Genomic DNA, 26,470 nt, shown 5'->3' with positions numbered 1-26,470 from the left:
CACATGGTAGGGGCCCGGGGTGGTGACTCCCTGAACGCCGTAGATTGGGGTCATGAGCACCTCTCCCCTGCTGCAGGCGCCCGGCGCGGTCCCGGGCGAGGGTCTCGACGCGGGGGTTGCCGCCCACTACGGGGACCCGATGCGGGAGCAGCGGATCCTCGCCGAGGGGCTGGGGGTCGTCGACCTGTCGCACCGCGGGGTCGTCACGGTCACCGGACCGGACCGGCTCTCGTGGCTGCACTCGCTGACCTCGCAGCAGCTGACCGGTCTCGCGCCGCGCACCTCCGCCGAGTCGCTCGTGCTGACGCCCAAGGGGCACGTTGAGCACGCCCTGCACCTCGTCGACGACGGTGAGACGACCTGGATCACCGTCGAGCCGGGGACCGCGGCGTCGTTGGCGGCCTGGCTGGACTCGATGCGCTTCATGCTGCGGGTCGAGGTCGCCGACGTCTCGGACCGCTACGCGGTGCTCGGCGAGACCGTCGACCGCGAGGGCAGCGAGGGTGAGCCCCCGACCTGGGTCGACCCCTGGCCCCGACTCGTCGGGGACTCCGCCCTCTACGGCCCGCCGGTCGAGGAGCACCCCGGGCGCGACCGGCGCTGGCGCGAGGTCATCGTCCCCGTCGACGAGGTCGCCGCCGCGGTCGGTGACCGCGAGCTCGTCGGCACCTGGGCCGCCGAGGCGCTGCGCATCGCCGCGTGGCGTCCCCGTCTCGGGGCCGAGACCGACCACCGGACGATCGCCCACGAGCTCGACTGGCTGCGCACGGCCGTGCACCTGCACAAGGGGTGCTACCGCGGTCAGGAGACCATCGCCCGGGTGCACAACCTCGGGCGACCCCCGCGCCGGCTCGCCTTCGTCCACCTCGACGGCTCCGGGCACACGCTCCCGGACCCCGGCGCGGAGATCACGCTCGGGGAGCGCGTCGTCGGTCGGATCACCTCCGTGGCCCGGCACCACGAGGACGGCCCGATCGCGCTCGCCCTGCTCAAGCGCAACACCGACGACTCCGCCGACCTGCTCGTCGCCCCGGACATCGCCGCCGCCCAGACGGTGGTCGTCCCCCGGGGGTGAGTCGGGTCACCTTCTGCTGTCTTTGGCTTGCAGTTGCTAACTAGAGCAAGCACACTGGGGGCATGTCGAAGAACCCGCTGGACGCCCTCCCGGGCAACCTGGGCAACAACCTCGGTGAGTACCTGCGCGAGCAGCGGCTCACCAAGAAGCTGTCGCTGCGCCAGCTCTCCGCGATCGCCGGGATCTCCAACCCCTACCTGAGCCAGATCGAGCGGGGGGGTCAAGCGGCCGAGCGCCGAGATCCTCCAGCAGATCGCCAAGGGCCTGTCGATCTCCGCCGAGACCCTCTACGTCCAGGCCGGGCTGCTCGACCCCAAGGACGCCGCCGCCGCCGAGGCCGGGGCCACGACACGCGCCGCGATCGCCACCGACCCCGCACTCACCTCGCGCCAGCGGCAGACGCTGCTCGAGATCTACCAGTCCTTCGTCGGTGTCACCGCCGCGGACGACCACGCCGGGCCCGCGCGCCCGACGCCGCGTGCCCGCGCCACCCGCAAGGCGGCCCAGCAGTCCACGCCGAAGAAGAAGGCGACCACGACCACCGCGAAGAAGACCGCGGCCAGCACGAAGGGCTCGGCAGCGTCGTCGGGTTCGCGCACGTCCACCCGCAAGAGCACTCCAAGGAGCACCTCATGAGCGTCACCACCACCGTCAAGAAGGTCGTCACCGACCAGACCTACGCCACCATCGGCGCCACCGACCTCACCGTCGAGACGGTCCGCGGCTACACCGCCCAGATCGCCGCCCTGCGCGCCGAGCTGGAGCCCAAGAAGGTCCAGGCCCGCGTCAAGGCCGCCCCGTCCGACGCGCAGGCCTACTACGCCGACCTCACCAAGCGCGGCGAGGCCCTCGTCACCCGCATCAAGAAGCAGAAGGCCACCCAGGACCTCGTCGGTCAGGCCGAGGCCACCGTCGCCCTGGGCAAGGGTGTCGTCACGACCGTCAAGAAGGCCGTCGCCGACGTCGAGCGCTCCGCCAAGGCCACGCTGACCATCGGTCGCAAGGAGGCCGCCAAGGCTGCCGAGGCCGTCGCCGACTCCGTGGACGTCGACGTCAAGGTCGACACCGCCAAGGCGAAGGAGGCCGTCTCCGGCTCCGCCAAGCGCACCACCACCGCCGCGAAGCGCACGAGCACCACCGCCAAGAAGGCCGCGACCCGCACCCGCACCGCGACCAAGTCGACCGCGACCGCCGCCAAGAAGACGGCCGCCAAGACCACGACCGCTGCTGCCAAGGCCACCGAGAAGGTCGGCGACTGAAGGAGTCCGGCTCCCTTCGCGGAGCAGCCGACCCTGTGGTGAGCCGGTAGCCTCCGGCGGGTGACCGCTCAGGCCCCCGACACCACAGCTCTCGACGACGCCCCCGTGCTGGTCCACGTGACCCGCGGGGGCTTCGTCGAGTCCGCCCACCGCGCGACGCTCGTCGCCACGGACCCCGGTGGGGGGACCCCCCTTCGCCACGGCCGGGTCGGCGACCCCGTGCTGCCACGGTCCTCGCTCAAGCCGATCCAGGCGCTCGCGATGGTCCGGCACGGCCTCGACCTGCCGCCGCACCTGCTCGCACTCGTGTGCTCGAGCCACTCCGCGGAGCAGGTCCACCGCGAGGGGGCCGCCGAGATCCTCGCGACGGTGGGTCTCGACCTGTCTGCCCTGCGCAACACGCCCGCCCTGCCGCTCGGCGAGCTCGAGCACGCGCGGTGGCTGGCCGGCGGTCGCGGCCCGGAGCCGGTCGCCCAGGACTGCTCGGGCAAGCACGCGGGCATGCTCGCGACGTGCCGAGTCAACGACTGGCCGACCGAGACCTACCTCGACCCCGAGCACCCGCTGCAGCAGGCGATCCGGACGACGACCGACGAGGTCGTCGGCGAGGTGACCCACACGACGGTCGACGGGTGCGGCGCGCCGCTCTTCGCGGTCCCGCTGCGCGGGCTGGCCGCCTCCTTCGGACGGCTCGCCGCCGCGGAGCCCACGACGGACGAAGGGAGGGTCGCCGACGCCATGCGCACGGCCCCCCACATGGTCGGCGGCACCGATCGGGACGTCACCCAGTTCATGCAGGCCGTGCCGGGGCTCATCGCCAAGGACGGCGCCGAGTCGGTCTACGCGGCCGGCCTGGCCGACGGGCGCGGCGTGGCGGTCAAGGTCGCCGACGGGGCGCCCTTCTCCCGGGCCCGGCGGGGGCTGCTCGCCCACGCCCTCCTGACGCTCGGCGTCGACACCCCCGGGCTGCGGGACCTGGCCGACCAGCCGGTGCTCGGGCACGGCCGACCCGTCGGGGCCGTCGAGGTGCTCGACCTGCGCACCCCGTGAGGACGGTGCTGCAGCGGGTGACCTCGGCTCGGGTCACGGTGGCGGGCGAGGTCGTGGGCGAGATCGGCGAGGGGCTCGTCGCGCTCGTCGGGGTGACGCACGACGACGGGCCGGAGGAGATCGCGACGACGGTGCGCAAGATCGCCCAGCTGCGCCTGCTGCGCGACGAGACCTCGGTCCTCGACCGGGGCGCGCAGGTCCTCGTCGTCAGCCAGTTCACCCTCCACGCCGACGTGCGCAAGGGGCGGCGGCCGTCGTGGAATGCCGCGGCCCCCGGCCCGGTGGCCGAGCCGGTCGTCGCGGCCGTCGCCGACGGACTGCGCGAGCTCGGGGTGTCGGTCGCGACCGGACGGTTCGGCGCGGACATGGCGATCGACATCCACGCCGACGGTCCGGTGACCATCGTCCTCGACGTGCCCGCCTAGGCTGCCGACGTGCAGATCTTCAGCGACATCCAGGCGACGATCGTCCTCGTCCTGTCCCTCCTCGCGCTCGGGGCCGAGGTCTTCGCCCTGGTCCACGCGGTGCGGCAACGGCCCGATGCCTTCACGGCGACCGGCAAGCAGTCCAAGACCTTCTGGGTCGCAGCCCTGGTGATCGCCACGCTCATGGGGCTCGCCGCGGTCGTCGGCGTCGGCCTGCTCGCGATCATCGGCATCGTCGTCGCGGGGGTCTACCTCGCCGACGTCCGCCCGGCGATCGACGAGATCCTCGGTCGCCGTCGGTGAGTCGTGCACAATGGCGATCGATCAGCGACCACGATCCAGGGGAGATGTCGTGACCAACCTGCCGGACCCGCGCGAGGCCATGTTCGTCTCGGAGCGCCCGTGGGGCAGCTTCCAGCAGTTCACCCTCAACGAGCCGACGACGGTCAAGGTCATCACGGTCAACCCCGGGCAGCGCCTGTCCCTGCAGACCCACGAGCACCGGGCCGAGTTCTGGCAGGTGCTCGACGGGCCGATCGACGTCACCGTGGGTGACGAGACGTGGAGCGCCCAGCCGGGCGAGCAGGTGTGGATCGCGCAGGGTCAGGTCCACCGCATGGGCAACTCCGGCGAGCAGCCGTGCCGGGTCCTCGAGGTCGGCTACGGCACCTTCGACGAGGACGACATCGTGCGTCTCGAGGACGACTACCAGCGCTGAGCCAGCGGTCCGCTGCGGGGGGCGACGGCCGCCCACGGCAGGGTCAGCTCGCCGAGCCGCCACCGGTCCCGGCCCCCGACGACCGGGGCTGCCGCCGCGACCTGACCGAAGGCGGCCACCGCCTGCTGCCGTGCCCCGTACGGCGCGAAGGGAGCGGCCCGGCGCCACGCGTCGTCGACGAGACGGAGCAGGTCGTGGACCGGCTCGCCGGGGACGTTGCGGTGGATGAGCGCCTTGGGCAGGCGCTCGGCGACGACCGAAGGGGGCCGGTGCGCGTCGAGGTCGCGCAGCCGCCACGACAGCGTGAGCGTCTGCGGGCCGTCGGCGTCGAGCGTGACCCAGCTGCCGAGCCGGCCGAGCTCGTCGCACGTGCCCTCGACGAGCAGGCCGCGCGGGTCGAGCCGGGCGAGCATCGTGCGCCACGGCCCCTCGACCTCGGTCTCGTCGTACTGGCGCAGCACGTTGAAGGCCCGCACGATCCGCGCCGGCCGCCCCGGCACCTCGAAGCCACCGAGCCTGAAGTCCACGCCGGGCCGGGCCCAGGCCTGCGCCGACGCGACCCGCTCGGGGTCGATCTCCAGCCCGGTGACCGTCGCGCCGGGGCGGACCGCCTGCACGCGGTCGGCCCACTCGACGGTCGTCACGCCGGAGGCGCCGTGGCCGAGGTCGACGAGGTGGGGCGGGTCCCCCTTCGTCAGACGGTCGCGGTGGGTCGCGAGCAACCACCGGTCGCAGCGGCGCAGCCGGTTGGGGTTGGTCGTCCCTCGGGTGATGCTGCCGAGGGGGCGGGGACTGGACACGCACGCAGCGTAGGTCCTCGCGCGAACTAGGCTGGCGAATGTGTGGCGAGCGGACCGACGGGTGAGCTGGAGCATGGTGTCCTTGCTCCTCTCGCTCAGTGCTGCCCTCGTGCTCGCCGCGATCATCTGGGTCCCGCCGGCGCTCGGCCGTGACTCGGGCCTGCGGCCGGTCCAGCCCGGGCTGCTCGTCGTCGCCCCCGAGGCGAGCGGCGTCGTGACCCTCGGCCAGGGGCGCGCGGCCCAGCTCGACGGGACCGGGCTGCGGGTGACCAACGGCGGCCGCGTCCTCTTCCGCACCGTGCGCGGCGGCTCACCGGTCTCCGCGCTGACCGGTCACGTCGAGGGCACGGGCAAGGAGCGCACCGAGGCCATTGATGCCACGTGGAGCAACCTGCGCGTGGACCGTCTGTCCATCCGTGCGGGCGAGGTCACCTGGTCGGGCGAGCTCACCGACGACGAGGGCCGGCTGCCGGTGACGATGACGGTCCGGCTGCAGGCCTCGCGCATCTCCCTGACCGTCGAGGCGAAGGGGGCCGACGCCGTCGTCGTGCACTCCGCCCAGGAGCTCGGGACGGTCGGCCGCGGGCCGGGTCTGCCCGACCGCCTGCTGCGCAAGCGGGCGTGGTGGGTCGGTGAGAGCACCGTGTCGGTCGCCGACGCCTACGCGACGGACCTCGGGACGGTCATCGGCCTCGGGCCGGGGCCGGCCCACCGCGGGGTCGACCTGCGGCGCACGGGGCACACCGACCTGCACACGTGGTCGCCGAGCGCGACCGTGACGATGACGAGCTACCGGAGGACGGTGGAGCAGTGACCGGACGACCCATCCGGCGGGTGGCGATGATCAGCGTGCACACCTCGCCCCTCGCCCAGCCCGGCACCGGTGACGCGGGCGGGCTCAACGTCTACGTCGTGGAGTCCGCGCGCGAGCTCGCGGCGCGGGGTGTCGAGGTGGAGATCTTCACCCGGCGCACGGCGACGGACCTGCCCGACGCGGTGGAGATGCTGCCCGGGGTGACGGTGCGCCACGTGGACGCCGGGCCCTACGAGGGCCTCGTCAAGGAGGACCTGCCCGGGCAGCTGTGCGCCTTCGCCGCCGGCATGATGCGCGAGATCGCGCGGGTCCCCGCGGGGCACTACGACGTCGCGCACTCGCACTACTGGCTCTCCGGGCAGGTGGGCTGGCTCGTCGCCGAGAGGTGGCAGGTCCCGCTCGTCCACACGATGCACACGATGGCGCGGGTGAAGAACCGTCAGCTCGCCGCGGACGACGTGCCCGAGCCCCCCGGCCGGGAGATCGGTGAGGCCCAGGTCGTCGAGATCGCCGACCGGCTCGTCGCCAACACCGACCAGGAGGCGGCCGAGCTCGTCGAGTACTACGACGCCGACCTGCAGCGCGTCGTCGTCGTGCCGCCTGGGGTCGACCTCGACCGCTTCGCACCGGGCGACCGGAGTGCGGCGCGGGCCCGGGTGGGCCTGCGCGAGGACGCGCTCGTCCTCCTCTTCGTCGGCCGGATCCAACCGCTCAAGGCACCCGACGTCCTCGTCCGGGCCGCCGCGCAGATCCTCGAGCAGCGCCCCGAGCTGCGTGACCGGCTCGTCGTCGCCGTGCTCGGCGGTGCCTCCGGGCGCGGGCTAAGCGCCCCCGACCGCCTGCAGCGTCTCGGCGAGGAGCTCGGGGTCGATGACGTGCTCCACCTGTCGGCCCCGGTGAGCCGCAGCGAGCTCGCTGACTGGTACCGGGCTGCCGACCTGGTCGCGGTGCCCTCGTACACCGAGTCCTTCGGTCTCGTCGCCGTCGAGGCCCAGGCCTCGGGCGCCGTGGTCCTCGCCGCCCAGGTCGGTGGCCTCCCGACGGCCGTCGGCGACGCGGGGGTCCTCGTCCCCGACCACGACCCGACGACGTGGGCCGAGGCGATGCTCCGCATCATCGACGACCCCGACCTGGCCGCGGACCTGCGCGGCCGGGCACGCCGGCACGCCGAGGGCTTCGGCTGGTCCGATACCGTCGACCGGCTGCTCGACGTCTACGAAGACGCCGTCGCCGAGCGCAGTGCCGTCAACGCCAACCCCCTGGAGGTGGCCCGATGACCGAGCAGACCGAGCGCGAGCGCGCTCTCGACGTCGTGACCCGCGTGGTGACCGAGGCCGAGCTGGAGCACGAAGGGGGTGCCCGTGATGGCGAGCTCGTCGTCACCCTCCCGGGGGAGAAGAAGCTCAAGACCGTCGTCTCGCTCGTCGTCGGCGAGAGCGCCCTGTCCGTCTCGGCCTTCGTCATCCGCAATGCGGACGAGCAGCACGAGCGCTTCTACCGCTACCTGCTGCGGCGCAACCTGCGCATGCCCCTGCTCGCCTACTCGATCGACGCCTCCGGTGACGTCTACGTCGGGGGGAGGGTCCCCCTTCGTGCCGTGACGGAGGAGCTCGTCGACCAGGTGCTCGGCGTCGTGCTCGAGGCGGCCGACGCGCCCTTCAACGAGTTGCTGCTCCTCGGCTTCCGCACGTCGATGCAGAAGGAGTGGGACTGGCGCGTCTCGCGCGGCGAGTCCCTGCGCAACCTCGAGGCCTTCCGGTCGGTGCTCGAGCACCCGGACGGGTCCGCGCAGGACTGACGGCGTCGTTACGCTGTGCGCCATGTCGACTCTCATCCTGCTCCGCCACGGCCGCTCCGACTGGAACGAGAAGAACCTCTTCACCGGATGGGTCGACGTCGACCTCATCGACAAGGGCCGTGAGGAGGCCGTCCGCGGAGGCCGCCTCATCAAGGAGTCGGGCCTGCTGCCCGACGTCGTCCACACCTCGGTGCTGCGCCGCGCGATCACGACGGCCAACCTGGCCCTCGACGCCGCCGACCGCCACTGGATCCCCGTGCGCCGCGACTGGCGGCTCAACGAGCGCCACTACGGCGCCCTGCAGGGCCTGGACAAGGCGGCGACCCGGGACAAGTACGGCGACGAGCAGTTCATGCTCTGGCGCCGCAGCTTCGACACCCCGCCGCCGGCCATCGAGCCCGACGACGAGTACGCCCAGACCGACGACCCGCGCTACGCGGACCTGCCCGAGGTGCCGCGCACGGAGTGCCTCAAGGACGTCATCGCCCGCCTCATGCCGTACTGGGAGGGCCCGATCCGGGAGGACCTGACCGCTGGCCGCACCGTGCTCGTCACCGCCCACGGCAACTCGCTGCGCGCGCTCGTCAAGCACCTCGACGGGATCAGCGACGAGGACATCGCGGCGCTCAACATCCCCACGGGCATGCCGCTCGTCTACGACCTCGGTGAGGACTTCATGCCGACGCGTCCGGGGGAGTACCTCGACCCCGAGGCAGCGGCCGCCGAGGCGGCCGCGGTGGCCAATCAGGGTCGCTGACCCGACCGCACGAGTGAGGGCCCGCCGACGTCACGTCGGCGGGCCCTCACTCGTCGGGGCGATCAGCTGCGCTCGGACTCCTCGGGCAGCTCGACGGCGCCGGCCTGACCCGTGACGAGGAAGTTGACGCGTCGCGCGACGGTGACGGCGTGGTCGCCGAAGCGCTCGAAGTAGCGGCTGAGGAGGGCGACGTCGACGGCACTCGTCGTGCCGTGCTGCCAGGCGCCCTCGGCGAGCAGGGTGAACATCTCGCGGTGGAGGACGTCGAGCTCGTCGTCGATCCGCTCGATCTCGCCGGCTGCCGCGACGTCCTGGCTGAGGATGACCGCGGCGACCTCGGTGACGATCCGCTCGGCGATGCTGCCCATGCGCATGAAGGTCTCGCGCAGCTCGGTGGGGACGGCCTGCTCGGGGTAGCGCATGCGCGCGACCTGGGCGACGTGGCGGGCGAGGTCGCCCATGCGCTCGAGGTCACTCGACATGCGCATGGAGGCGACGACCGTGCGCAGGTCGCTCGCGACCGGCGCCTGTCGGGCGAGCAGGTCGACCGAGCGGGCGTCGAGGTCGTTGCGGCGGTCGTCGATGGCCCGGTCGCCCTCGATGACCCGGTCGGCGAGCTGCACGTCCGCCTCGAGGAGGGCCTCGGTCGACTGGCGGATCGCGGTGGCGACGAGCCCGGCCAGCTCGACGAGGTCGCTCGCGATCTGCTCGAGCTCGTCGTGGAAGATCTGGCGCATGGTGTCCCCTTCGTCGGTGTGCACGGGCAGGTGCCCGGGCCAGTGAACGCGGTCGCGGTGAACATCCTGCGGCGGGCAGGTGAACACCGCAGGAGGTCGTCTCGCGACCGCTCGCCCGGTGTCAGTGTGCCCTGACGGAGAAGTACTCTCGGTGACGTGCAGCCTACGACCGCGGCAATTCTCGGTGGCGTCGCCGGCCTGCTCATCGGCTTCCTCGTCTGGGCCGCGATCACCATGAGTGACCGCGAACGCGCCGCCGCCCCAGAGCCGGAGCCGGAGGTGCCCCACGGCGTCGGCGACGTCCTTGCCGTGCTGCGCTCCTCCGGGGTCGTCGTCGACCGTGCTGGCCGCGTCATCACGACCTCGCCCGCCGCGGTGACCTACGGGCTCGTGCGACACGGACAGCTCGTCCACCCGGAGATCGCGTCCATGGTCGAGCAGGTGGCCCGTGACGGCGTGATCCGCGAGGCGCAGCTCGAGCTGGCCCGCCCCGGGCTGAGCACCCTCGTCTACGTGTCGGCGCGCGTCGCGCCGCTCGGGGCGAAGAACCTCCTGCTGCTCGTCGACGACCAGACCCACGGGCGGCGCGTCGAGGAGACCCGCCGCGACTTCGTCGCCAACGTCAGCCACGAGCTCAAGACGCCGGTCGGGGGCATCTCTTTGCTCGCCGAGGCCGTCATGGACGCCAAGGACGACCCGCAGGCCGTCGACCGCTTCGCACGGCGCATGCAGGGCGAGGCGGTGCGTCTGTCGAGCCTGATCAAGGAGATCGTCGAGCTCTCGCGCCTGCAGGGCACGCCGGTGCTCCAGGACCCCGAGCTCGTCGAGATCGAGGACGTCGTCGCCCTGGCGCTCGACCACCTGCGGCTCGAGGCCGAGGCCAAGCAGATCACCCTGACCGACAAGGTCGCCGCGGACCTCTACGTCCGCGGTGACGAGGACATGCTCATCACGGCGGTGCGCAACCTCGTCGGCAATGCCATCTCGTACGCCGACGCCGGGACCGCCGTCGGGGTCGGTGCGCGACTGCAGGGCGACACGGTCGAGATCGCCGTCACCGACCAGGGGCCGGGCATCCCGGAGCACGAGCAGACCCGGATCTTCGAGCGCTTCTACCGGATGGACGCCGCCCGCTCCCGGGCCACCGGCGGGACCGGGCTCGGTCTGTCGATCGTCAAGCACATCTGCGCCAACCACGGAGGCGACATCCAGGTGTGGAGCGACGGCGACCACGGATCGACCTTCACCATCCGCCTGCCTGCCGCGGCCGAAACCCTGCAGGCCGACACACCACACTCACCCACCACCACCCCCAAGGAGTCCCGCTGATGACCCGCATCCTCGTGGTCGAGGACGAGGTGTCCTTCTCCGACCCCCTGTCCTACCTGCTCGATAAGGAGGGCTACGACGTCGCGGTCGCCGAGACCGGCCCCGACGCCATCACCGCCTTCGACGCCGACGGTGCGGACCTGGTCCTCCTCGACCTCATGCTCCCCGGCCTGTCGGGCATCGACGTGTGCCGGGCCATCCGGCAGCGGTCCAACGTGCCCGTCATCATGCTCACCGCCAAGGACGGTGAGATCGACAAGGTCGTCGGGCTCGAGATCGGTGCGGACGACTACGTCACCAAGCCCTACAGCTCGCGCGAGCTGCTCGCCCGGATCAAGGCGGTGCTGCGCCGCAACAACGAGCCGGAGGAGCTGCTGCCGGCGACGATCGAGGGCGGCCCGGTGCGGATGGACGTCGACCGGCACATCGTGGCGGTCGACGGCACGCAGATCTCGCTGCCGCTCAAGGAGTTCGAGCTGCTCGAGATGCTGCTGCGCAACGTCGGCCGGGTGCTCACCCGCGTGCAGCTCATCGATCGCGTGTGGGGGAGCGACTACGTCGGTGACACCAAGACCCTGGACGTGCACATCAAGCGGCTGCGGGCCAAGATCGAGCCCGACCCGGCCAAGCCGGTGCACATCGTCACCGTGCGCGGCCTGGGCTACAAGTTCGAGGGCTGAGCCCGCTCACGGTGAGAGGTCGGCACCCCGCGGGGTGCCGACCTCTCACCGTGAGCGCTCGAGCGGGTCAGTGACCTTCGGACTCGCCGTGCTCCTCCGTCGCGGACGGCGTGGGGGTGGGGGTCCAGCCCTCGGGTGCGTAGTCCTCGTAGTAGCCGGTGGGGTCGAGGACGGGGATGCTCACGGGAGTCGCGGCACCGCCGTCGCTCACCTCGACGTCGATCATGTCGCCGGGGGCGGCGGCGACCTTGCTCAGCGTCACCTTGTCCTCGGAGCTGAGGTTGACCGTGGCGTGGGCCGGGACCTTGGTCGAGGCCTTGCTGCCGCCGTTCACGGCGACCGTGAAGGTCAGCTCCTCGCCGCTGGTGTTTTCGACGGCACCGATGACGGTGGCGTCGCCGCCCTCCTCGCCGCTGACGAGGGCGAGATTGCGGACCTGCGCCCCGTCGAGGTCGACCGGGACGCCGTCGGCGAGCGCCATGGTCTCGGCGGTCTGGAAGGGGGAGTTGACCGAGCATCCAGCCGTGCCGGCAGCCAGGGCCACGGCGAGGGCGATGACGGGGGTGCGGGAGACGAGGTTGCGCTTCACGGGGCACAGCCTAGCGGGGGGCGGTGCCGGGGTCGTGCGGGGTCGCGTGACATGCCTCTCCGCGGGCGCGCGAGGGGCATTCTGATCCCTCGGACGACTGTGCGACCTACGACACGCCGTGATAATCTGGAGGTCGCGAAAGGGGAAATCTCCACATGGTTTTCAAGGTCGGCGAGACGGTCGTGTACCCCCACCACGGGGCTGCTCTGATCGAAGAGATCAAGATTCGAAAGATCAAGGGTGAGGACAAGCAGTACCTCAAGCTCAAGGTGGCGCAGGGTGACCTGACCATCGAGGTGCCCGCCGAGAACTGCGACCTCGTGGGTGTCCGCGACGTCGTGGGCAAGGAGGGCCTCGACCGCGTCTTCGAGGTGCTGCGCACCCCGCACGCGGAGGAGCCGACCAACTGGTCGCGCCGCTACAAGGCCAACCTCGAAAAGCTGGCCTCGGGCGATGTCATCAAGGTGGCCGAGGTCGTCCGCGACCTGTGGCGCCGCGAGAAGGACCGCGGTCTGTCCGCCGGTGAGAAGCGGATGCTCGCCAAGGCGCGCCAGATCCTCGTCTCCGAGCTCGCGCTCGCCGAGAAGACGGACGAGGACAAGGCCGAGGTCATCCTCGACGAGGTCCTCGCGTCCTGAACGACTCACTGCTCCAGCAGTCCGACGCCCACACCGGTCACGGTGTGGGCGTCGTCGTCGTGGCTGCGGGGTCGGGCACGCGCCTGGGTGCCGACCGGCCCAAGGCCTTCGTCGAGCTGGCCGGGGTGACGATCCTCGAGCGCGCGGTGAGCGGGGCGCTCGAGACGACGCCGGCCGAGATCGCCGTCGTCGTGCCCGAGGACCTCGTCGGTGAGGCGAGCGCCCTCGTCGCCGGCCTCGACTCCGGTGCCACGCGCTGCGTGGTCGTGCCCGGTGGGGCCGAGCGCACCGACTCGGTCTCTGCCGGCCTGGCTGCGTTGTCGCCCACGGTCGACCGGGTGCTCGTCCACGACGCGGCCCGCTGCCTGACGCCTGCGACCGTCTTCGGGCGGGTGCTCGCTGCACTCGACGCCGGCGCGACCGGCGCCATCCCCGGGGTCCCGGTCGTCGACACCATCAAGGTCGTCGGCCCCGACGGGCGGATCACGGCCACTCCGCGCCGCGAGACGCTGCGCGCGGTGCAGACCCCGCAGGGCTTCGACCGGACCGTCCTCGCCGCGGCGCACGCGGCCGGCGCGGCGGCCACCGACGACGCGGCTATGGTCGAGGCACTCGGCCACGACGTGCTCGTCGTCGAGGGTGACGAGCGAGCGCTCAAGGTGACGACGCCAGCGGACCTCACCCGGGCGGAGCAGCTGCTCCGCTGAGCTGGCGACGGACGGCCAGGGCCGCCGCGCGGCCCGCCCGGTTGCCGCCGATCGTGCTGGCGGACGGGCCGTAGCCCACGAGCTGGACGCGCGGGTCGCGGGCCGCCGTCACGGAGGTCTGGACGTCGCGTGATCCGGGCAGCAGCGCGATGCCGCCGTGCTGGCTGCGCAGGCCGAGGGGTGCCAGGTGGCGCACCGCGGGGCGAAATCCGGTCGCCCACAGGATCGCGTCGGCCGCGACGAAGCTGCCGTCGGCCCAGCGCACCCCGTCACGCTCAATCCGATCGAAGATCGGCCGCCGCCGCTCGTAGACCCCGGTGCGGGCTGCGGCCATCTCCTGCGGCCGCAGCGACAGCCCGGTGACCGAGACGACGCTGGCGGGTGGTCTCCCTTCGCGCACCCGCTCCTCGACGAGCTCGATCGCCCGCCGTCCCGAGAACTCGTCGGTCCACACCGGTGGCCGCCGCGTCACCCAGGTGATCTTGGCGATCGTCGCGAGCTCGCCGATGAATTGGACGGCGGAGGCGCCGCCCCCGACGACGAGCACGCGCATGCCGCGGAAGTGCTCGCGGCCCGGGTAGGCGACGGTGTGCCACTGCTCCCCGGCGAAGTCGCGCTGGCCCGGGTAGGTCGGGACGAAGGGGTGGGTCCACGTCCCCGTCGCGTTGACGAGGGTGCGCGTGACCCAGGTCCGCCGTGCAGCGTGCACGTGGAGCATGCCGCCGACGTCGGTGACCCGGTCGACCCTGACCGGGCGGAGCACAGGCAGGTCGTGGGCCTGCTCGTAGTCGTCGAACCACCGGGCGATGACCTCGTTGGCGCGGTCGTGCGAGTCGCCCGGGGCAGCGGCGTCGGGCAGGTCGGCGACGCCGTGCACGTCGGCCATGGTCAGCGAGTCCCAGCGGTGCTGCCAGGCGCCGCCGGCGTGCTCGTTGGCGTCGAGCACGACGTGGTCGATACCGAGCCGGCGCAGGTGGTGGCTCGCCGAGAGCCCGGCCTGACCGGCACCGATGACGAGGGAGTCGAAGGGGGTCACGCTGCGTCCAACGCAGGTGCGGCCGCGCGTGATCCCCGGCTGCGAGACTGTCGCCATGAGTGCACACGAGGTCGCCCGGCTGCCGCGCACCGGGATCGGTGTCGACGTCCACGCCTTCGCGGCGCCGGACTCGGGACGCGAGCTGTGGGTCGGTGGGCTGCTGTGGCCCGGCGAGGTCGGTCTCGAGGGGCACTCCGATGCCGACGTCGCCTGCCACGCGGCGTGCGACGCGCTCTTCGCCGCGGCGGGCATCGGTGACCTCGGTCAGCACTTCGGCACTGACCGCCCCGAGCTCGCGGGCGCCTCGGGCCTCACCCTGCTCGCCGAGGCGGCCCGGCTCGTGCGCGAGGCGGGCTACGAGATCGGTAACGTCGCCGTGCAGGTCGTCGCCAACCGCCCGAAGATCGGCACCCGTCGTCAGGAGGCCCAGCAGGCGATGTCCGCGGCCTGCGGTGCGCCCGTCAGTCTCAGCGGCACGACGACCGACGGACTCGGGCTCACCGGCCGGGGCGAGGGCGCGGCCGCCGTCGCGACCGCCCTCGTCGTCGGGGGCTGAGACCTCAGAGCAGCCGGGCGAAGGCCTCGGCGACCGGCCGCCACGCGGCCTCGACGGCCGGCTGTGCGTCGGCGACCGCGGCCAGCGCGGCGGGTACGTCGATGTCTGCCAGCTCGGGTGCCCCCGCGTCGGAGTCCGCCCACGCGGTGACGATGCCGAGGTCCGCCTCGGGGTGCCCCTGCACGCCCCAGACCGTGGGGGCCAGGCGGGCCAGGAGGAGGTCGCCGCGCTCGTTGTCGGCGAGGGCGACGGCGCCCTCGGGCAGTCGCGTGACGACGTCGTCGTTCCACTGCGGCACAGGCGCGCCGGCCGCTGCGGCGAGCACGGGGTCGTCGGCGAGCGAGCCGGTGCCGGCGACCGTCAGGACACCGAGGGTGCGCCCGCCGGGGTTGCGACCGACCTCGCCGCCGAGGGCGACCGCGGCCAGCTGGTGGCCCAGGCAGATGCCGAGGGCGGGGGTGGCCCGCTTCGCCGCGGTGGTGATGAGCTGACGCACGGCCGGCAGCCACGGGGCCACTTCGTCGTCGCGGCAGCCCATCTGGCCGCCGAGGACGAGCAGGCCGTCGTGACCCGACAGGTCGATCGGCAGGGAGTCGCCGGTGTCGGGGCGGCGCACGTCGAGCTCGACGCCGGCGTCGGTGAGCCAGTCGCCGAAGCGGCCCGGAGGGCACGTCCGCTGGTGCTGGACGACGAGCAGGCTCATCGCGGGGTGACCGTCGGTCGGCGGCCGGTGAAGGCGCCCGCTGCGAGCAGCCCCAGCGCCAGGACGTCGAGCACGAGGGTGGGGATCGAGGTGATCCACTGGAAGCGGTGGAAGTCGTGGTTCGCCAGCAGCAGCGTGGTCCCCAGGAGGCCCACGAGCTGCGCGAGGAGGAGTGCGGCGCAGCCGGCGATCACGAACTTCCACCACTGGCCGTCGTCCCGGCGCACGAGCGCGAGGACGGCGATGACGGTCGCCGTGATGGCGACCGGGAGGCTCCACGCGAGCCGGGTGAGCAGGACCTCGGCCAGCAGACTCGTATCCATGGCCAGACCCTATGCCCACGGCGGTGGGCGGATGGGTCACGATGGGGCGTGAACCTCGGGGCCGCCGCCCCGCCGTCGAATGGAGTCGAATCGTGTCGCAGACCGTCAAGGCAGTCATTGCTCGTTCGAAGGGGGCGGATGTCGAGGTCGTCGACATCGTCGTGCCCGACCCCGGTCCGGGTGAGGCCGTGGTCAAGGTCCAGTCGTGCGGGGTGTGCCACACCGACCTGCACTACCGCGAGGGTGGGATCAACGACGAGTTCCCCTTCCTCCTCGGCCACGAGGCCGCGGGTGTCGTCGAGGCTGTCGGCGAGGGGGTCACCGAGGTGGCGCCCGGTGATTTCGTCATCCTCAACTGGCGGGCGGTGTGCGGTCAGTGCCGCGCGTGCCGGAAGGGCAAGCCGCAGTACTGCTTCGACACGCACAACGCGACCCAGAAGATGACCATCGCCGAGACCGGCGAGGCGCTGACCCCCGCGCTGGGTATCGGCGCCTTCGCCGAGAAGACCCTCGTCGCTGCGGGGCAGTGCACCAAGGTCGACGGGGACGCCGACGCGGCGGCCGTGGGCCTGCTGGGCTGCGGTGTGATGGCCGGCTTCGGTGCCGCGGTCAACACCGGTGAGGTCACTCGTGGTGAGTCGATTGCGGTCATCGGGTGCGGTGGTGTCGGTGATGCGGCGATCGCGGGCGCGAAGGTTGCGGGTGCGACGACGATCATCGCGGTGGACATGGATCCGCGGAAGCTGGAGATCGCCAAGGGCTTCGGTGCCACGCACACCGTGGATGCGAGCACCGAGGACACCGTCGAGCGGGTCCGTGAGCTGACGGGCGGTTTCGGGGCCGATGTCGTCGTCGATGCGGTCGGCCTGCCGCAGACCTACGAGCAGGCCTTCTACGCGCGCGACCTGGCCGGTCGGGTCGTCCTCGTCGGGGTCCCGGCCCCGGACAAGGAGGTCACCCTCCCCATGATCGAGATCTTCGGCCGAGGTGGTGCCCTCAAGTCGAGCTGGTACGGCGACTGCCTGCCCAGCCGTGACTTCCCGATGCTCGTCGACCTCTACCGCCAGGGGCGCTTCGACCTCGATGCCTTCGTCACCGAGCGGATCGGTCTGGGCGACATCGAGTCGGCCTTCGACAAGATGCACTCCGGTGACGTGCTGCGTTCGGTGGTGGTCCTGTGACCGCGCGCATCGAGCGGGTCGTCACCTCCGGGGTCTTCGAGCTCGATGGTGGCTCGTGGGAGGTCGACAACAACGTGTGGATCGTCGGTGACGACACCGAGGTGATCGTCATCGATGCCGGCCACGAGGCCGCGCCGATCCTCGCAGCGGTCGGCGGCCGCACCGTGAAGGCGATCGTGTGCACCCACGCGCACAACGACCACGTCAACGCCGCGGCGCAGGTCGCCGAGGCGACGGGTGCGCCGATCCTGGTGCACCCGGACGAGGCGCCGCTGTGGCAGATGACCTACCCGGACCGGGCACCGGACGGCGCGCTGGCGCACGGTCAGGTCATCACGGTCGCGGGCACCGACCTCACGGTGTTGCACACGCCCGGTCACGCGCCGGGCGCCTGCTGCTTGCACGCCCCCGAGCTCGGGGCCCTCTTCTCCGGGGACACCCTCTTCCAGGGCGGTCCCGGGGCGACGGGGCGCTCGTACTCCGACTTCCCGACGATCGTGGAGTCGATCCGCGACACGCTGTTGACCCTCCCTTCGGAGACCGTCGTGCACACCGGCCACGGCGATGACACGACGATCGCCGCCGAGGCCCCCCCACGTGCAGGAGTGGCTCGACCGGGGGCACTGAGCCGCAGGGTCAGGCCGCGAGTGCTGGGAAGCAGACCGTCACGAGCATCGCCATCTCGACGATGGCGAAGGGGGCGCCCAGCCACCGGATCACCGCGGCCTGGCTCTCGTCGGCCCCCGCGCGGGCAAGGGTCTCCTTGTCGGGGGCCAGGCCGGACGGGCTCGGCAGGACGTTGGCGACGACCGGGCCGAGCGGCACGAGGGTCGCCACGAGCAGGCCGCCCAGCAGCCACGTCCGGTACGTCGTCTCCTCGCGGACGGCGAGCACGACGAGCACGCTCATCAGGAGGAGCGTGATGAGGCCGCCGTGCAGCAGGAGCACCCGTGCGGCCGTGCGCCACGCGCTCGAGCCCGGGCGAAACCACAGCCGCGTGAGCTGACGCCCGAAGGCGATGCCCACGCCGAAGGACCAGAGGCCGAGGAGCACGGCGAGGGTCACGGCCGCCCACGACGGCATCTGGGTCGTCACGAGGCCAAGGTAACCACCTGCGCCCGTTAGCCTTGAGCCCGTGACCCTGCAGCTCTTCGACACCGCCACGCGCGAGCAGCGCGACTTCGTCCCCGTGACCCCCGGCCGGGTGGGGATGTACATCTGTGGGCTCACGACCCAGGGCGCGCCGCACATCGGTCACCTGCGCTTCGCCGTCGCCTTCGACGTGCTGCGTCGCTGGCTCGTGCGCGGCCACGGCTACGACGTGACCCTCGTGCGCAATGTCACCGACATCGACGACAAGATCCTGCGCAAGGCGGCCGAGAGCGACGAGGAGTGGTGGGCGCTCAGCTATCGCAACGAGCGCTACACGAGCGAGGCGCTCGACCTGCTCGGCGTGCTGCCGGTGACCTACGAGCCGCGCGCGACCGGCCACATCACCGAGATGGTCGACCTCATCGACCTGCTCGTCGAGCGTGGCCACGCCTACCCGGCGGCCGACGGCAGCGGCGACGTCTACTTCGACGTCAAGAGCTGGGCCGACTACGGCGAGCTGAGCCACCAGGGCCTCGACGACATGGTCGCGGCCGAGGACGCCGACCCGCGCGGCAAGCGCGACCCGCGGGACTTCGCGCTGTGGAAGGGCCGCAAGGCAGACGAGCCGGCCACGGCGAACTGGCCGACCCCGTACGGCGAGGGGCGCCCCGGCTGGCACCTCGAGTGCTCGGCGATGGCCCGCAAGTACCTCGGTGACACCTTCGACATCCACGGCGGCGGCATCGACCTGCGCTTCCCCCACCACGAGAACGAGCAGGCCCAGTCTCGTGCGGCCGGCCTCGGCTTCGCCGGCTACTGGCTGCACAACGGCTGGGTGACGGTGAAGGGGGAAAAGATGGGCAAGTCCCTCGGCAACGCCCTCGAGGTCCAGCACCTCGTGCAGGAGCACGCCCCGCTCACCGTCCGCTACTTCCTGACCGCCGCGCACTACCGCTCGATGATCGAGTACCACCCCGGCTCCCTCGAGGAGGCCGCGGCGGCGGTCGAGCGCATCGAGGGCTTCCTGCGCCGGGCGCTGCCCGGGCAGGCCGTCGCCGAGGCGGACCCCGGTGTGGAGCTGCCCGCCGACTTCGCCGCGTCGATGGACGACGACCTCGGCGTCGCCGGCGCGCTCGCCGTCGTCCACGACCACGTGCGGCAGGGCAACACCGCCCTCGACGAAGGGGGTCGCGACGAGGCAGCGCAGATCGCCGCCACCGTCCTGGCGATGACCGACGTGCTCGGGATCAACCCGTTGTCCGCGACGTGGGGGCAGGCTGGTGGCAGCCGCGAGCGTGAGCTCACCGATGCCCTCGACGCCCTCGTGCAGCTGCAGGTCGGGGCCCGAGCCGCGGCCCGGGCCGCACGGGACTTCGAGACGGCAGACCAGATCCGCGACGCGCTCGTCGCCGCGGGCATCACCATCGAGGACACCCCGCACGGCGCGCGGTGGAGCCTCGCCAGGAAGGATCACTGATGGCCGGCAACAGCTCGCGGCGCGGTGCGGTGCGCCGCTCCGGGTCGAAGAAGGGGCCCCAGGTCGGCTCCGGCGGCCAGCGGCGGCGCGGCCTCGAAGGCAAGGGGCCGACGCCCAAGGCCTCGGAGCGCCCCAACCACAAGGCGTACAAGAAGCCCTCGGAGCGCCGCCCCACCTCCCGGCCCGGCGGCAGCCGCAAGAAGTCCGGCTCCACCGAGATGATCGCCGGGCGCAACTCCGTCGTCGAGGCGCTGCGCACCGAGGTGCCGATCTCGACGATGTACATCGCCAACCGGATCGACAGCGACGACCGGGTCCGCGAGGCCCTGACGATCGCGGCCGAGGCGGGCATCCCCATCATGGAGACGCCGCGTTCGGAGCTCGACCGGCTCACCGACGGTGCCGTGCACCAGGGGCTCGCCGCGCAGGTGCCGCCCTACGAGTACGCGCACCCCAAGGATCTCGCCGACTCGCAGCTGCCGGGGGTGCCGCTCGTCGTCGCCCTCGACGGCATCACCGACCCGCGCAACCTCGGTGCCATCGTGCGCTCGGTGGGGGCCTTCGGCGGGCACGGCGTGGTCGTCCCCTCCCGACGCAGCGCCGGCATGACCGCCGCCGCGTGGAAGACCTCCGCCGGCGCGGCCGCCCGGGTGCCCGTCGCCCAGGCGAGCAACCTCGTGCGCGCCCTGGAGGACTACCGGTCCGCCGGCTTCTTCGTCATCGGCCTCGACATGGAGGGCGACGTCGAGCTGCCGGGCCTCGAGCTCGCCACCTCGCCGCTCGTCGTCGTCGTGGGCTCCGAGGGCAAGGGCCTCTCGCGCCTCGTCCGCGAGACGTGCGACCAGATCGTCTCGATCCCGATGAGCAGCAGCGCCGAGTCGCTCAATGCCGGCATCGCGGCGGGCGTGACCCTCTACGAGGTCGCCCGCCTGCGGAGCCGGGGGGTGAGCGCACCCCCACCCGGCCGCCGCGGGCCGGGGTAGCGGACCGAGCCGGGCTCAGCCCCGGTCGGCGTGGACGACGTGGGTCTTGCCCACGATGTCGGCCAGCGTGCGGTCGTCGTCGTCGACGAGCATCCAGATCCAGCTGATGATGCCGGCGAACTGGTGCACGAGCTCGCGCAGCGCCATCGCGCCGAGCTGCGGGTGCTGCCCCGTCGTGGCGTCGATGACCTTGAGCCCGGTGACCTTCTTGCCGATGCTCTGACCGGTCTTGGTGACCCGCCACACGCGGTTCCACGCGACCATCGCCAGGCTGGCGACGAAGGTCAGGAGGAAGCACAGGATGCCGACGAAGATGAGCAGCCCGGAGCCGGAGCCGGGGACCTCGCAGGTGTCGGAGTAGTAGTAGCCCCCGCAGTCATAGGTGTCGGGCACGCCGGCCGCGATGCAGATGATGCCGAGGACGAGCGGCACGAAGGCGGCGGCCGTGGACAGCAGCCCATCGATGATGCCGGGCACGATGCGGTCGGCGAAGGCCGCTGTGCGGCCGTAGCGCTGCTCCACCCAGGCGCGGGAGCCCGGGCGGTCGGGGTCGCTGCCCGTGGTCGGGGGTGGCGGGGGAGTCGGGATCGACATCTAGCTCTCCTTGTCGACGACGGGCAGCATCTGCGTGTCCGTCCCGAGGACGGACTGCTCGTCAGGCTTGCTGGGCAGGACCTCCTCGAGGTAGGCCGTGACGGCCTCCTCGATGGGGACATCGTGCCCGATGCGCTCGGCCATGTACCACCGGTGCTCGAGGATCTCGTGGAAGATCTCCGCCGGCTCGAGCTTGGAGCGCAGCTGCGGCGGAATGCGTCGCACGGTCGGCTCGTAGACGCGGGTGAGCCAGTCGTGCGCGACGAGCCCCTCGTCGTCGCCCTGCCGGTCGAGCGCCGCACGGTAGGAGTCGAGGTCGTTGAGCAGGCGGCGGGCCTGGTTTTCCTCGACGTCGAGCCCGGTGAGGCGCATGAGCCGACGACTGTGGTGCCCGGCGTCGACGACCTTGGGCTCGATGCGCAGGTGGGTGCCGTCGAGGTCGGTGGTGATCGCCAGCTCGTCGACGTCGAAGCCCAGCGCGTTGAGCCGGCGGATGCGCTCGTCGACGCGCCACCGCTCGCCGGAGTCGAACCACTCGTCACCGGTGAGCTCCTGCCACAGGCCCCGGTAGCGGGCGATGACGTCGGCGGCGACGTCGAGCGGGTCGAGCCCGTCGGGCAGGTAGCCCCCGGCCGCGAGGTCCATGAGCTCGCCGGCGATGTTGGTCTCGGCGAGGTCGAGGTCGTGCGCGCGCTGCCCGTCGCTCAGCCGGTCGTGCAGCTCACCGGTCTCGGCGTCGACGAGGTAGGCGGAGAAGGCACCGGCGTCGCGCCGGAAGAGCGTGTTGGACAGCGACACGTCGCCCCAGAAGAAGCCGGTGAGGTGCAGCCGGGCGAGGAGCACCGCGAGGGCGTCGGCGAGCCGGACGGCCGTGTCGGCCTGGAGGGACTGGCTGAAGAGGGCGCGGTAGGGCAGGGAGAACTGCAGGTGCCGCGTGACGAGGCAGGCATCGAGTGGCTGGCCGGAGGCGTCCGTGCGGTCGGTGACGACGGCGAGCGGGACGACGCAGGGCAGGTCGAGGCGCCGCAGCTGGCGCAGCAGTCGGTACTCGTTGCGGGCCAGGGGCGCGGCGATCTCCTTGACCGCGACGATGCCGCCCGAGAGCCGGGCGAACCGCACGACGTGCCGCGAGATGCCGCGAGGGAGTGCGGCGAGCAGGTCCTCCGGCCAGTCCGCCAGCGGTACCGACCACGGCAGGTCGAGCAGGGCCGGGTCGGGTTGCGCGGCCTGGATGTCGAGCGGCACGGCGGCTCCCTTCGGTCGATCGCTCCAGTGTGGCGCAGCCGACGTCGACGAAGGGGGCGCAGCCTCACCCCCGTCGCCGGGCGAGCAGGGCGAGCACCTCGGGCACGTCCGTGCAGGCGTCGATGCGGGCGCGGGCGGCGGTCTCACCGGCGCCGACCTTGATGCCCAGGTCGTGCGGCCCGAGCGCGGCGAAGGCGTGCTCGTCGGTGACGTCGTCGCCGAGGTAGACGCTCGCGTCGACCCCGAGGGTGGTGGCCAGGGCCCGCAGGGCGGTGCCCTTGTCGGCGCGCAGCACGCTCAGCTCGTGCACCCCCTTGCCCGCGAGGTGGGTGACGCCCGCGTGGGCGGCGGCCTCCTCCGCGATGGCCCGGGCGACCGGCAGGGCGTCGTCGGGCAGACCCCGGGTGTGCAGGACGACGGCGGTCGGCTTGTGCTCGAGCCGGATCCGCGGGTCGCGGGCCGCGACGGCCGCCGCGACGTGGCCGCGCAGCGCGGTGACGGCGGCCTGCGTGCCCTCGGGCAGGGTCGTGCCGACGCTCGACTCCGCGCCGTGGCTGCCGATGCGGGTCAGGGCTGACCCGTCGAGCCCGGTGAGGCGGTCGAGGGTGGCGAGGTCGCGCCCGGAGACGACGGCCGCCCACGTCGCGGGCGCGGCGGCCAGCGTGCGCAGCGACTCGAGGGTGCCCGGCTGGGCGCGTGCGTCGGCAGGGTCGAGGACGAAGGGGGCGAGCACCCCGTCGAAGTCCGTGGCGACGAGCAGCCGCGGCGCGGCCGCGACCTCGGCGAGGGCGGCGGTGACCGGCTCCGGCAGGGGCACGTCAGGCCCTCTTCGGCGTGGGACGCTCGGGGGCGGAGGCGAGGTTGTCGAGGAAGCGATCGGCCCACCGCTGGACGTCGTGCTCGCTGACCCGGCGGCGGGAGGCGCGCATGAGCCGGCGGCGGTCCTTGGGGTCGGTCTCGATGGCGCGCAGCATCGTCTGCTTGAGGCCCTCGATGTCGTGCGGGTTGCAGACGAAGGACTGGTGCAGCTCGTGCCAGGCCCCGGTGAACTCGCTGAGGACGAGGGCGCCGCCGAGGTCGTGGCGGCAGGTGACGTACTCCTTGGCGACGAGGTTCATCCCGTCGCGCAGCGGGGTGACGAGCATGACGTCGGCGACCTGGAAGAGCGCGGCCATCTCCTCGCGCGGGTAGCTCTGGTGCAGGTAGTGGACGGCCGGGCTGCCGAGGGTGCCGTAGGTGCCGTTGATCCGCCCCACTGTCGTCTCGACCTCGGTGCGCAGCCGCTTGTAGGCCTCGACGCGCTCGCGGCTCGGCGTGGCGACCTGGACGAAGGTCACCTCGGGGGGGCAGAAGGCACCCTCCGAGAGCAGTTCTTCGTAGGCCTTGAGGCGGTGACGGATGCCCTTGGTGTAGTCGAGTCGGTCGACGCCGAGCATGACGATCTCGGGGTCGCCGAGCGAGGTGCGGATCTGCTCGGCGCGGGCGAGCACCTCGGGGCTGCGGGCGAGCTGCTCCAGCCCGGCGTAGTCGATGCTGATGGGCACCGAGGACGCGCGGACCACCCGCTCGCGCCCGTCGGGGTGGGTCGTCGTCACCGTTTCGCCGCGCGTGCTGCGCCCGTCGAGCTGGCGGGCGGCCCGCACGAAGTTGGCGGCGTCGGCGGAGCGCTGGAAGCCGAGGTAGTCGGCACCGAGGAGTCCCTCGATGATCTGCGAGCGCCACGGCAGCTGCGCGAAGAGCTCGACGGGAGGGAAGGGGATGTGGTTGAACCACCCGATCCGCAGGTCCGGTCGCAGCCGACGCACGAGGGCGGGCACGAGCTGCAGCTGGTAGTCGTGGATCCAGACCCTGGCCCCCGGTGCCGCCACCTCGCACACCGCCTCGGCGAAGCGCTCGTTGACCCGCTGGTAGTCCTGCCACCACTCGCGGTGGAAGTGCGCGGGGACGATGACGTCGTGGTAGATCGGCACAGTGTGTCGTTGCTGAAGCCCTCGTAGTAGGTCTGCAGCTCGTCCTCGGAGAGCGGCACGGGGTGCAGCCACATGCCGGCCTCGGCGAAGGGGGCGGGAGCCTCGCCGGCCTCGCCGGCCCACCCGACCCAGGCACCCTCGCGCCCTCGCATCACCGACTCCATCGCGGTGACCAGTCCCCCGGGGGAGCGGTGCCACTCGCTGCTGCCGTCCGGGCCGACGACGCGGTCGACGGGCAGTCGGTTGGCGGCGATGACGAGGTCGTACGTGTGCTGACGTGGCACTGCAGTGCACCTCCGAGGAGTGGGTGGTCCCCAGCCTACGGGCCAGCGTGGGCCCTCCTGTGACCCCTTCCACGGAGCGGTCGGGGCCACTACCGTCGGTACATGAAGATCTCGGACGTGCTGCGCAGCAAGGGCCACGATGTCGTGACCATCACCCCCGACGCGACGGTCGGCGAGCTGCTCGCCCTCCTCGCCGAGCACCGCATCGGTGCCGTCGTCGTCTCCGTGGGGGAGGGATCCGTCGACGGGATCGTCTCCGAGCGGGACGTCGTCCGTCACCTCCACAGCGGTGGCGTTGGCGTCCTCGAGGGGCCGGTGAGCGCGATCATGACCGCGAAGGTGCACACCTGCGGCGAGGGGGACGACCTCACCGCGCTCGAGGCGCAGATGACCGAGCGCCGCATCCGTCACGTGCCGGTCGTGGGCGACGGGGGTCTCGTCGCGATCGTGAGCATCGGAGACGTCGTCAAGCACCGCATCCGTGACCTCGCCGCCGAGCGCGACCAGCTCGAGGCCTACATCACCCAGTGACCTACAGGCGGCACACAGCGAGCGCTCCGACACCTCACAAGCTCGGCCTTCTACGCTGGGGGGCATGACGACGCAGCTGCTCGGGGGCGACCCGGCCCCGGACGAGCCCGGAGAGGCCGGTGTGGCGGACTACGACACGATCGGGCCCTACCGCGTGCTCCAGCAGCTGGGGCAGGGTGGCATGGGCATCGTCCACCTGGCCCTCGACGAGCGCGGCCGCGCCGTGGCGATCAAGGTGCTGCGCTCCCACGTCGCCCACGACGAGGAGGCCCGTGCCCGGCTGGCGCGCGAGGTCGATACCCTGGCCCGGGTCCGCTCGCAGCGCATCGCCCCGGTCTTCGACGCCGACCTCGAGGGCGAGCAGCCCTACATCGTCACCCGCTACGTCCCCGGCCCGAGCCTCGAGCAGCACGTGCGCGAGCAGGGCCCGCTCGGCGCCGAGGCCCTGCTGCGTCTTGCCCGCGGGCTCGCCGAGGCACTGCGAGCCATCCACGAGGTCGACGTGGTCCACCGCGACCTCAAGCCCGGCAACGTCCTCATGCTCGACGACGACCCGGTCGTCATCGACTTCGGCATCGCCCACGTCGCCGAGAGCTCGCGCATGACGATGACCGGTCTGGTCATGGGGACCCCCGGCTACCTGTCGCCGGAGCTCATCGAGGGCGGCGACGTCACCCCGGCCACCGACTGGTGGGGCTGGGCGGCGACCCTCGTCTTCGCGGCGACGGGGCGCTCTCCCTTCGGCCGTGGCGGCATGGAGGCGGTGCTCGCCCGGGTCTGCCGCGGCGATGCCGACCTGCGTGACGTCGACCCGCAGCTGGCGCCGCTGCTGCACGCCGCCCTCACCCCGGACCCGAGCCGACGCCCCGACGCCGACGAGGTCCTCATGGCCCTCGAGACCTGGGCCCGTGGGCGACCCGTGACCGACGTGCTGCCCCAGCGCACCCGGGCCCTCCAGCCCGAAGCAACCCGCACCCTCCCGCCGGTGTCGGCGCCCGCGCCCCGCGCGGAGCCGCCGGCCCCCTGGGGTCGTGGTGACTGGACCGACCCGCGACCCACGTCCACGCCTGCACCCGCGGCCCCCGCTCCGGCCCAGGTCGCGCCGACGCCGTGGCCCGG

31 protein-coding genes and 3 pseudogenes are annotated in these 26,470 nt (G+C 72.5%); 22 read left to right on the top strand and 12 right to left on the bottom strand.

All coding sequences use genetic code 11. From position 1 onward, the window contains the following. Nucleotides 1–52 precede the first annotated feature (52 nt). The gene (gene ygfZ / locus B277_RS08485; protein ID WP_007927280.1) at nucleotides 53–1,075 is read left to right on the top strand and encodes a CAF17-like 4Fe-4S cluster assembly/insertion protein YgfZ; all 1,023 of its coding nucleotides are present in this window, start codon (nucleotides 53–55) and stop codon (nucleotides 1,073–1,075) included. Between the two features lie 62 nt (nucleotides 1,076–1,137). Further along, nucleotides 1,138–1,251, top strand: a pseudogene (locus B277_RS19065) (hypothetical protein); the annotation flags it as partial. A 237-nt stretch (nucleotides 1,252–1,488) separates the two neighbouring features. Here B277_RS19065 and B277_RS19060 read toward each other — a convergent pair. Beyond that, nucleotides 1,489–1,704, bottom strand: coding sequence for a hypothetical protein (locus B277_RS19060; RefSeq protein ID WP_238539388.1), 216 nt, complete (start codon nucleotides 1,702–1,704; stop codon nucleotides 1,489–1,491). Between the two features lie 3 nt (nucleotides 1,705–1,707). Between B277_RS19060 and B277_RS08475 the strand changes: the two genes are divergently transcribed. The 5 genes from B277_RS08475 to B277_RS08455 are packed head-to-tail and all read left to right on the top strand — an operon-like array spanning nucleotide 1,708 to nucleotide 4,527. Next, entirely contained in the window at nucleotides 1,708–2,334 is a 627-nt protein-coding gene (locus B277_RS08475) for a hypothetical protein (protein WP_007927277.1), read from the top strand. Nucleotides 2,335–2,394: 60 nt separating this feature from the next. Continuing rightward, complete coding sequence (locus tag B277_RS08470) at nucleotides 2,395–3,384, top strand: asparaginase (RefSeq protein WP_007927276.1); 990 nt, start codon at nucleotides 2,395–2,397, stop codon at nucleotides 3,382–3,384. Further along, nucleotides 3,381–3,809, top strand: a complete 429-nt coding sequence (dtd, locus tag B277_RS08465) for a D-aminoacyl-tRNA deacylase (protein WP_040881202.1) — start codon at nucleotides 3,381–3,383, stop codon at nucleotides 3,807–3,809. The genes B277_RS08470 and dtd overlap by 4 nt, the downstream gene beginning before the upstream one ends. Nucleotides 3,810–3,818: 9 nt before the next feature. Further along, nucleotides 3,819–4,112 (top strand): DUF2516 family protein, encoded by a 294-nt coding sequence (locus B277_RS08460; protein ID WP_007927272.1) that lies wholly within the window; start codon nucleotides 3,819–3,821, stop codon nucleotides 4,110–4,112. Between the two features lie 49 nt (nucleotides 4,113–4,161). Further along, nucleotides 4,162–4,527 carry a phosphomannose isomerase type II C-terminal cupin domain gene (locus B277_RS08455; RefSeq protein WP_007927270.1) on the top strand — a complete coding sequence of 122 codons (366 nt, stop codon included), beginning with the start codon at nucleotides 4,162–4,164 and terminating at the stop codon, nucleotides 4,525–4,527. Here the strand turns inward: B277_RS08455 and B277_RS08450 are convergent. Next, nucleotides 4,515–5,327 carry a class I SAM-dependent methyltransferase gene (locus B277_RS08450; RefSeq protein WP_007927267.1) on the bottom strand — a complete coding sequence of 271 codons (813 nt, stop codon included), beginning with the start codon at nucleotides 5,325–5,327 and terminating at the stop codon, nucleotides 4,515–4,517. The two genes, B277_RS08455 and B277_RS08450, sit on opposite strands and share 13 nt — an antisense overlap. 82 nt (nucleotides 5,328–5,409) lie before the next feature. Here B277_RS08450 and B277_RS08445 point away from each other — a divergent pair, with 82 nt between their 5' ends. The 4 genes from B277_RS08445 to B277_RS08430 are packed head-to-tail and all read left to right on the top strand — an operon-like array spanning nucleotide 5,410 to nucleotide 8,696. Continuing rightward, complete coding sequence (locus B277_RS08445; RefSeq protein WP_156811764.1) at nucleotides 5,410–6,141, top strand: hypothetical protein; 732 nt, start codon at nucleotides 5,410–5,412, stop codon at nucleotides 6,139–6,141. Next, nucleotides 6,138–7,418, top strand: coding sequence for a D-inositol-3-phosphate glycosyltransferase (mshA, locus tag B277_RS08440; RefSeq protein ID WP_007927265.1), 1,281 nt, complete (start codon nucleotides 6,138–6,140; stop codon nucleotides 7,416–7,418). The genes B277_RS08445 and mshA overlap by 4 nt, the downstream gene beginning before the upstream one ends. Next, nucleotides 7,415–7,939 carry a type III secretion system chaperone family protein gene (locus tag B277_RS08435; protein WP_007927264.1) on the top strand — a complete coding sequence of 175 codons (525 nt, stop codon included), beginning with the start codon at nucleotides 7,415–7,417 and terminating at the stop codon, nucleotides 7,937–7,939. Before mshA ends, B277_RS08435 begins: the two co-directional genes overlap by 4 nt. 22 nt (nucleotides 7,940–7,961) lie before the next feature. Next, a complete protein-coding gene (locus tag B277_RS08430) occupies nucleotides 7,962–8,696 on the top strand; it encodes a phosphoglyceromutase (protein ID WP_007927262.1) in 735 nt (244 codons plus the stop codon). A gap of 62 nt (nucleotides 8,697–8,758) precedes the next feature. On the opposite strand, the gene phoU is transcribed toward B277_RS08430, so the two are convergent. Next, a complete protein-coding gene (gene phoU / locus B277_RS08425; RefSeq protein WP_040881213.1) occupies nucleotides 8,759–9,433 on the bottom strand; it encodes a phosphate signaling complex protein PhoU in 675 nt (224 codons plus the stop codon). Between the two features lie 156 nt (nucleotides 9,434–9,589). Between phoU and B277_RS08420 the strand changes: the two genes are divergently transcribed. Continuing rightward, nucleotides 9,590–10,762 (top strand): sensor histidine kinase, encoded by a 1,173-nt coding sequence (locus tag B277_RS08420; protein ID WP_007927257.1) that lies wholly within the window; start codon nucleotides 9,590–9,592, stop codon nucleotides 10,760–10,762. Further along, entirely contained in the window at nucleotides 10,762–11,442 is a 681-nt protein-coding gene (locus tag B277_RS08415; protein WP_007927255.1) for a response regulator transcription factor, read from the top strand. The genes B277_RS08420 and B277_RS08415 overlap by 1 nt, the downstream gene beginning before the upstream one ends. 67 nt (nucleotides 11,443–11,509) lie before the next feature. On the opposite strand, the gene B277_RS08410 is transcribed toward B277_RS08415, so the two are convergent. Then, nucleotides 11,510–12,031 carry a hypothetical protein gene (locus tag B277_RS08410; protein WP_007927254.1) on the bottom strand — a complete coding sequence of 174 codons (522 nt, stop codon included), beginning with the start codon at nucleotides 12,029–12,031 and terminating at the stop codon, nucleotides 11,510–11,512. Nucleotides 12,032–12,186: 155 nt separating this feature from the next. Between B277_RS08410 and B277_RS08405 the strand changes: the two genes are divergently transcribed. Both B277_RS08405 and ispD read left to right on the top strand, forming a co-directional pair. Then, nucleotides 12,187–12,669, top strand: coding sequence for a CarD family transcriptional regulator (locus B277_RS08405; RefSeq protein WP_007927253.1), 483 nt, complete (start codon nucleotides 12,187–12,189; stop codon nucleotides 12,667–12,669). A gap of 44 nt (nucleotides 12,670–12,713) precedes the next feature. Further along, a complete protein-coding gene (gene ispD / locus B277_RS08400; RefSeq protein ID WP_007927252.1) occupies nucleotides 12,714–13,376 on the top strand; it encodes a 2-C-methyl-D-erythritol 4-phosphate cytidylyltransferase in 663 nt (220 codons plus the stop codon). Here ispD and B277_RS08395 read toward each other — a convergent pair. Then, a complete protein-coding gene (locus tag B277_RS08395) occupies nucleotides 13,348–14,412 on the bottom strand; it encodes an NAD(P)-binding domain-containing protein (protein WP_007927251.1) in 1,065 nt (354 codons plus the stop codon). The two genes, ispD and B277_RS08395, sit on opposite strands and share 29 nt — an antisense overlap. Before the next feature lie 55 nt (nucleotides 14,413–14,467). Here B277_RS08395 and ispF point away from each other — a divergent pair, with 55 nt between their 5' ends. Then, complete coding sequence (ispF, locus tag B277_RS08390) at nucleotides 14,468–14,968, top strand: 2-C-methyl-D-erythritol 2,4-cyclodiphosphate synthase (protein WP_040881212.1); 501 nt, start codon at nucleotides 14,468–14,470, stop codon at nucleotides 14,966–14,968. 4 nt (nucleotides 14,969–14,972) lie between these two features. On the opposite strand, the gene B277_RS17950 is transcribed toward ispF, so the two are convergent. Together B277_RS17950 and B277_RS17945 are read right to left on the bottom strand one after the other, a co-directional pair. Beyond that, nucleotides 14,973–15,671, bottom strand: coding sequence for a type 1 glutamine amidotransferase (locus B277_RS17950; protein ID WP_007927249.1), 699 nt, complete (start codon nucleotides 15,669–15,671; stop codon nucleotides 14,973–14,975). After that, complete coding sequence (locus B277_RS17945; RefSeq protein ID WP_007927248.1) at nucleotides 15,668–15,994, bottom strand: hypothetical protein; 327 nt, start codon at nucleotides 15,992–15,994, stop codon at nucleotides 15,668–15,670. Before B277_RS17945 ends, B277_RS17950 begins: the two co-directional genes overlap by 4 nt. 92 nt (nucleotides 15,995–16,086) lie before the next feature. Here B277_RS17945 and B277_RS08375 point away from each other — a divergent pair, with 92 nt between their 5' ends. Together B277_RS08375 and B277_RS16815 are read left to right on the top strand one after the other, a co-directional pair. Further along, nucleotides 16,087–17,175 (top strand): S-(hydroxymethyl)mycothiol dehydrogenase, encoded by a 1,089-nt coding sequence (locus B277_RS08375; protein WP_007927247.1) that lies wholly within the window; start codon nucleotides 16,087–16,089, stop codon nucleotides 17,173–17,175. Continuing rightward, a pseudogene (locus B277_RS16815) lies at nucleotides 17,172–17,802 on the top strand (MBL fold metallo-hydrolase). The gene B277_RS08375 and the pseudogene B277_RS16815 overlap by 4 nt, the downstream one beginning before the upstream one ends. 9 nt (nucleotides 17,803–17,811) lie before the next feature. Here B277_RS16815 and B277_RS19055 read toward each other — a convergent pair. Further along, nucleotides 17,812–18,270 (bottom strand): hypothetical protein, encoded by a 459-nt coding sequence (locus tag B277_RS19055; protein ID WP_128277292.1) that lies wholly within the window; start codon nucleotides 18,268–18,270, stop codon nucleotides 17,812–17,814. A 40-nt stretch (nucleotides 18,271–18,310) separates the two neighbouring features. Here B277_RS19055 and cysS point away from each other — a divergent pair, with 40 nt between their 5' ends. Both cysS and rlmB read left to right on the top strand, forming a co-directional pair. Then, complete coding sequence (gene cysS / locus B277_RS08365; RefSeq protein WP_007927245.1) at nucleotides 18,311–19,744, top strand: cysteine--tRNA ligase; 1,434 nt, start codon at nucleotides 18,311–18,313, stop codon at nucleotides 19,742–19,744. Further along, nucleotides 19,744–20,727, top strand: coding sequence for a 23S rRNA (guanosine(2251)-2'-O)-methyltransferase RlmB (gene rlmB / locus B277_RS08360; protein ID WP_007927244.1), 984 nt, complete (start codon nucleotides 19,744–19,746; stop codon nucleotides 20,725–20,727). Before cysS ends, rlmB begins: the two co-directional genes overlap by 1 nt. A 15-nt stretch (nucleotides 20,728–20,742) precedes the next feature. Here rlmB and B277_RS08355 read toward each other — a convergent pair whose 3' ends face one another. From B277_RS08355 to B277_RS08340, 4 genes and pseudogenes are all read right to left on the bottom strand, one after another. After that, complete coding sequence (locus B277_RS08355) at nucleotides 20,743–21,321, bottom strand: RDD family protein (protein ID WP_007927243.1); 579 nt, start codon at nucleotides 21,319–21,321, stop codon at nucleotides 20,743–20,745. Continuing rightward, nucleotides 21,322–22,566: a DUF4032 domain-containing protein gene (locus B277_RS08350; protein ID WP_007927241.1), complete on the bottom strand. Its 1,245-nt coding sequence runs from the start codon at nucleotides 22,564–22,566 to the stop codon at nucleotides 21,322–21,324. 64 nt (nucleotides 22,567–22,630) lie between these two features. Next, nucleotides 22,631–23,383, bottom strand: coding sequence for a trehalose-phosphatase (gene otsB, locus B277_RS08345; RefSeq protein WP_007927239.1), 753 nt, complete (start codon nucleotides 23,381–23,383; stop codon nucleotides 22,631–22,633). Between the two features lies 1 nt (nucleotide 23,384). Next, nucleotides 23,385–24,820, bottom strand: a pseudogene (locus B277_RS08340) (alpha,alpha-trehalose-phosphate synthase (UDP-forming)). Between the two features lie 102 nt (nucleotides 24,821–24,922). Here B277_RS08340 and B277_RS18395 point away from each other — a divergent pair. Together B277_RS18395 and B277_RS08330 are read left to right on the top strand one after the other, a co-directional pair. Further along, nucleotides 24,923–25,351 (top strand): CBS domain-containing protein, encoded by a 429-nt coding sequence (locus tag B277_RS18395; RefSeq protein WP_007927234.1) that lies wholly within the window; start codon nucleotides 24,923–24,925, stop codon nucleotides 25,349–25,351. Between the two features lie 64 nt (nucleotides 25,352–25,415). Next, on the top strand, nucleotides 25,416–26,470 hold a 1,055-nt coding region (locus B277_RS08330), incomplete at its 3' end, for a serine/threonine-protein kinase (RefSeq protein WP_007927232.1).

The organism is Janibacter hoylei PVAS-1 (assembly GCF_000297495.1).
Classification (GTDB): Bacteria; Actinomycetota; Actinomycetes; order Actinomycetales; family Dermatophilaceae; genus Janibacter; species Janibacter hoylei.
Note: the sequence above shows the minus strand (reverse complement) of the source record. Positions and strands in the feature narration are given on the sequence as shown.

Coding starts and splice junctions, on each gene's coding strand:
- B277_RS08415 (WP_007927255.1), top strand. CDS start 10,762: ATGACCCGCATCCTCGTGGTCGAGGACGAGGTGTCCTTCTCCGACCCC.
- ispF (WP_040881212.1), top strand. CDS start 14,468: ATGAGTGCACACGAGGTCGCCCGGCTGCCGCGCACCGGGATCGGTGTC.
- rlmB (WP_007927244.1), top strand. CDS start 19,744: ATGGCCGGCAACAGCTCGCGGCGCGGTGCGGTGCGCCGCTCCGGGTCG.
- B277_RS08405 (WP_007927253.1), top strand. CDS start 12,187: ATGGTTTTCAAGGTCGGCGAGACGGTCGTGTACCCCCACCACGGGGCT.
- B277_RS08475 (WP_007927277.1), top strand. CDS start 1,708: ATGAGCGTCACCACCACCGTCAAGAAGGTCGTCACCGACCAGACCTAC.
- B277_RS08435 (WP_007927264.1), top strand. CDS start 7,415: ATGACCGAGCAGACCGAGCGCGAGCGCGCTCTCGACGTCGTGACCCGC.
- phoU (WP_040881213.1), bottom strand. CDS start 9,433: ATGCGCCAGATCTTCCACGACGAGCTCGAGCAGATCGCGAGCGACCTC.
- B277_RS08430 (WP_007927262.1), top strand. CDS start 7,962: ATGTCGACTCTCATCCTGCTCCGCCACGGCCGCTCCGACTGGAACGAG.
- B277_RS18395 (WP_007927234.1), top strand. CDS start 24,923: ATGAAGATCTCGGACGTGCTGCGCAGCAAGGGCCACGATGTCGTGACC.
- B277_RS17950 (WP_007927249.1), bottom strand. CDS start 15,671: ATGAGCCTGCTCGTCGTCCAGCACCAGCGGACGTGCCCTCCGGGCCGC.
- ygfZ (WP_007927280.1), top strand. CDS start 53: ATGAGCACCTCTCCCCTGCTGCAGGCGCCCGGCGCGGTCCCGGGCGAG.
- B277_RS17945 (WP_007927248.1), bottom strand. CDS start 15,994: ATGGATACGAGTCTGCTGGCCGAGGTCCTGCTCACCCGGCTCGCGTGG.
- B277_RS08355 (WP_007927243.1), bottom strand. CDS start 21,321: ATGTCGATCCCGACTCCCCCGCCACCCCCGACCACGGGCAGCGACCCC.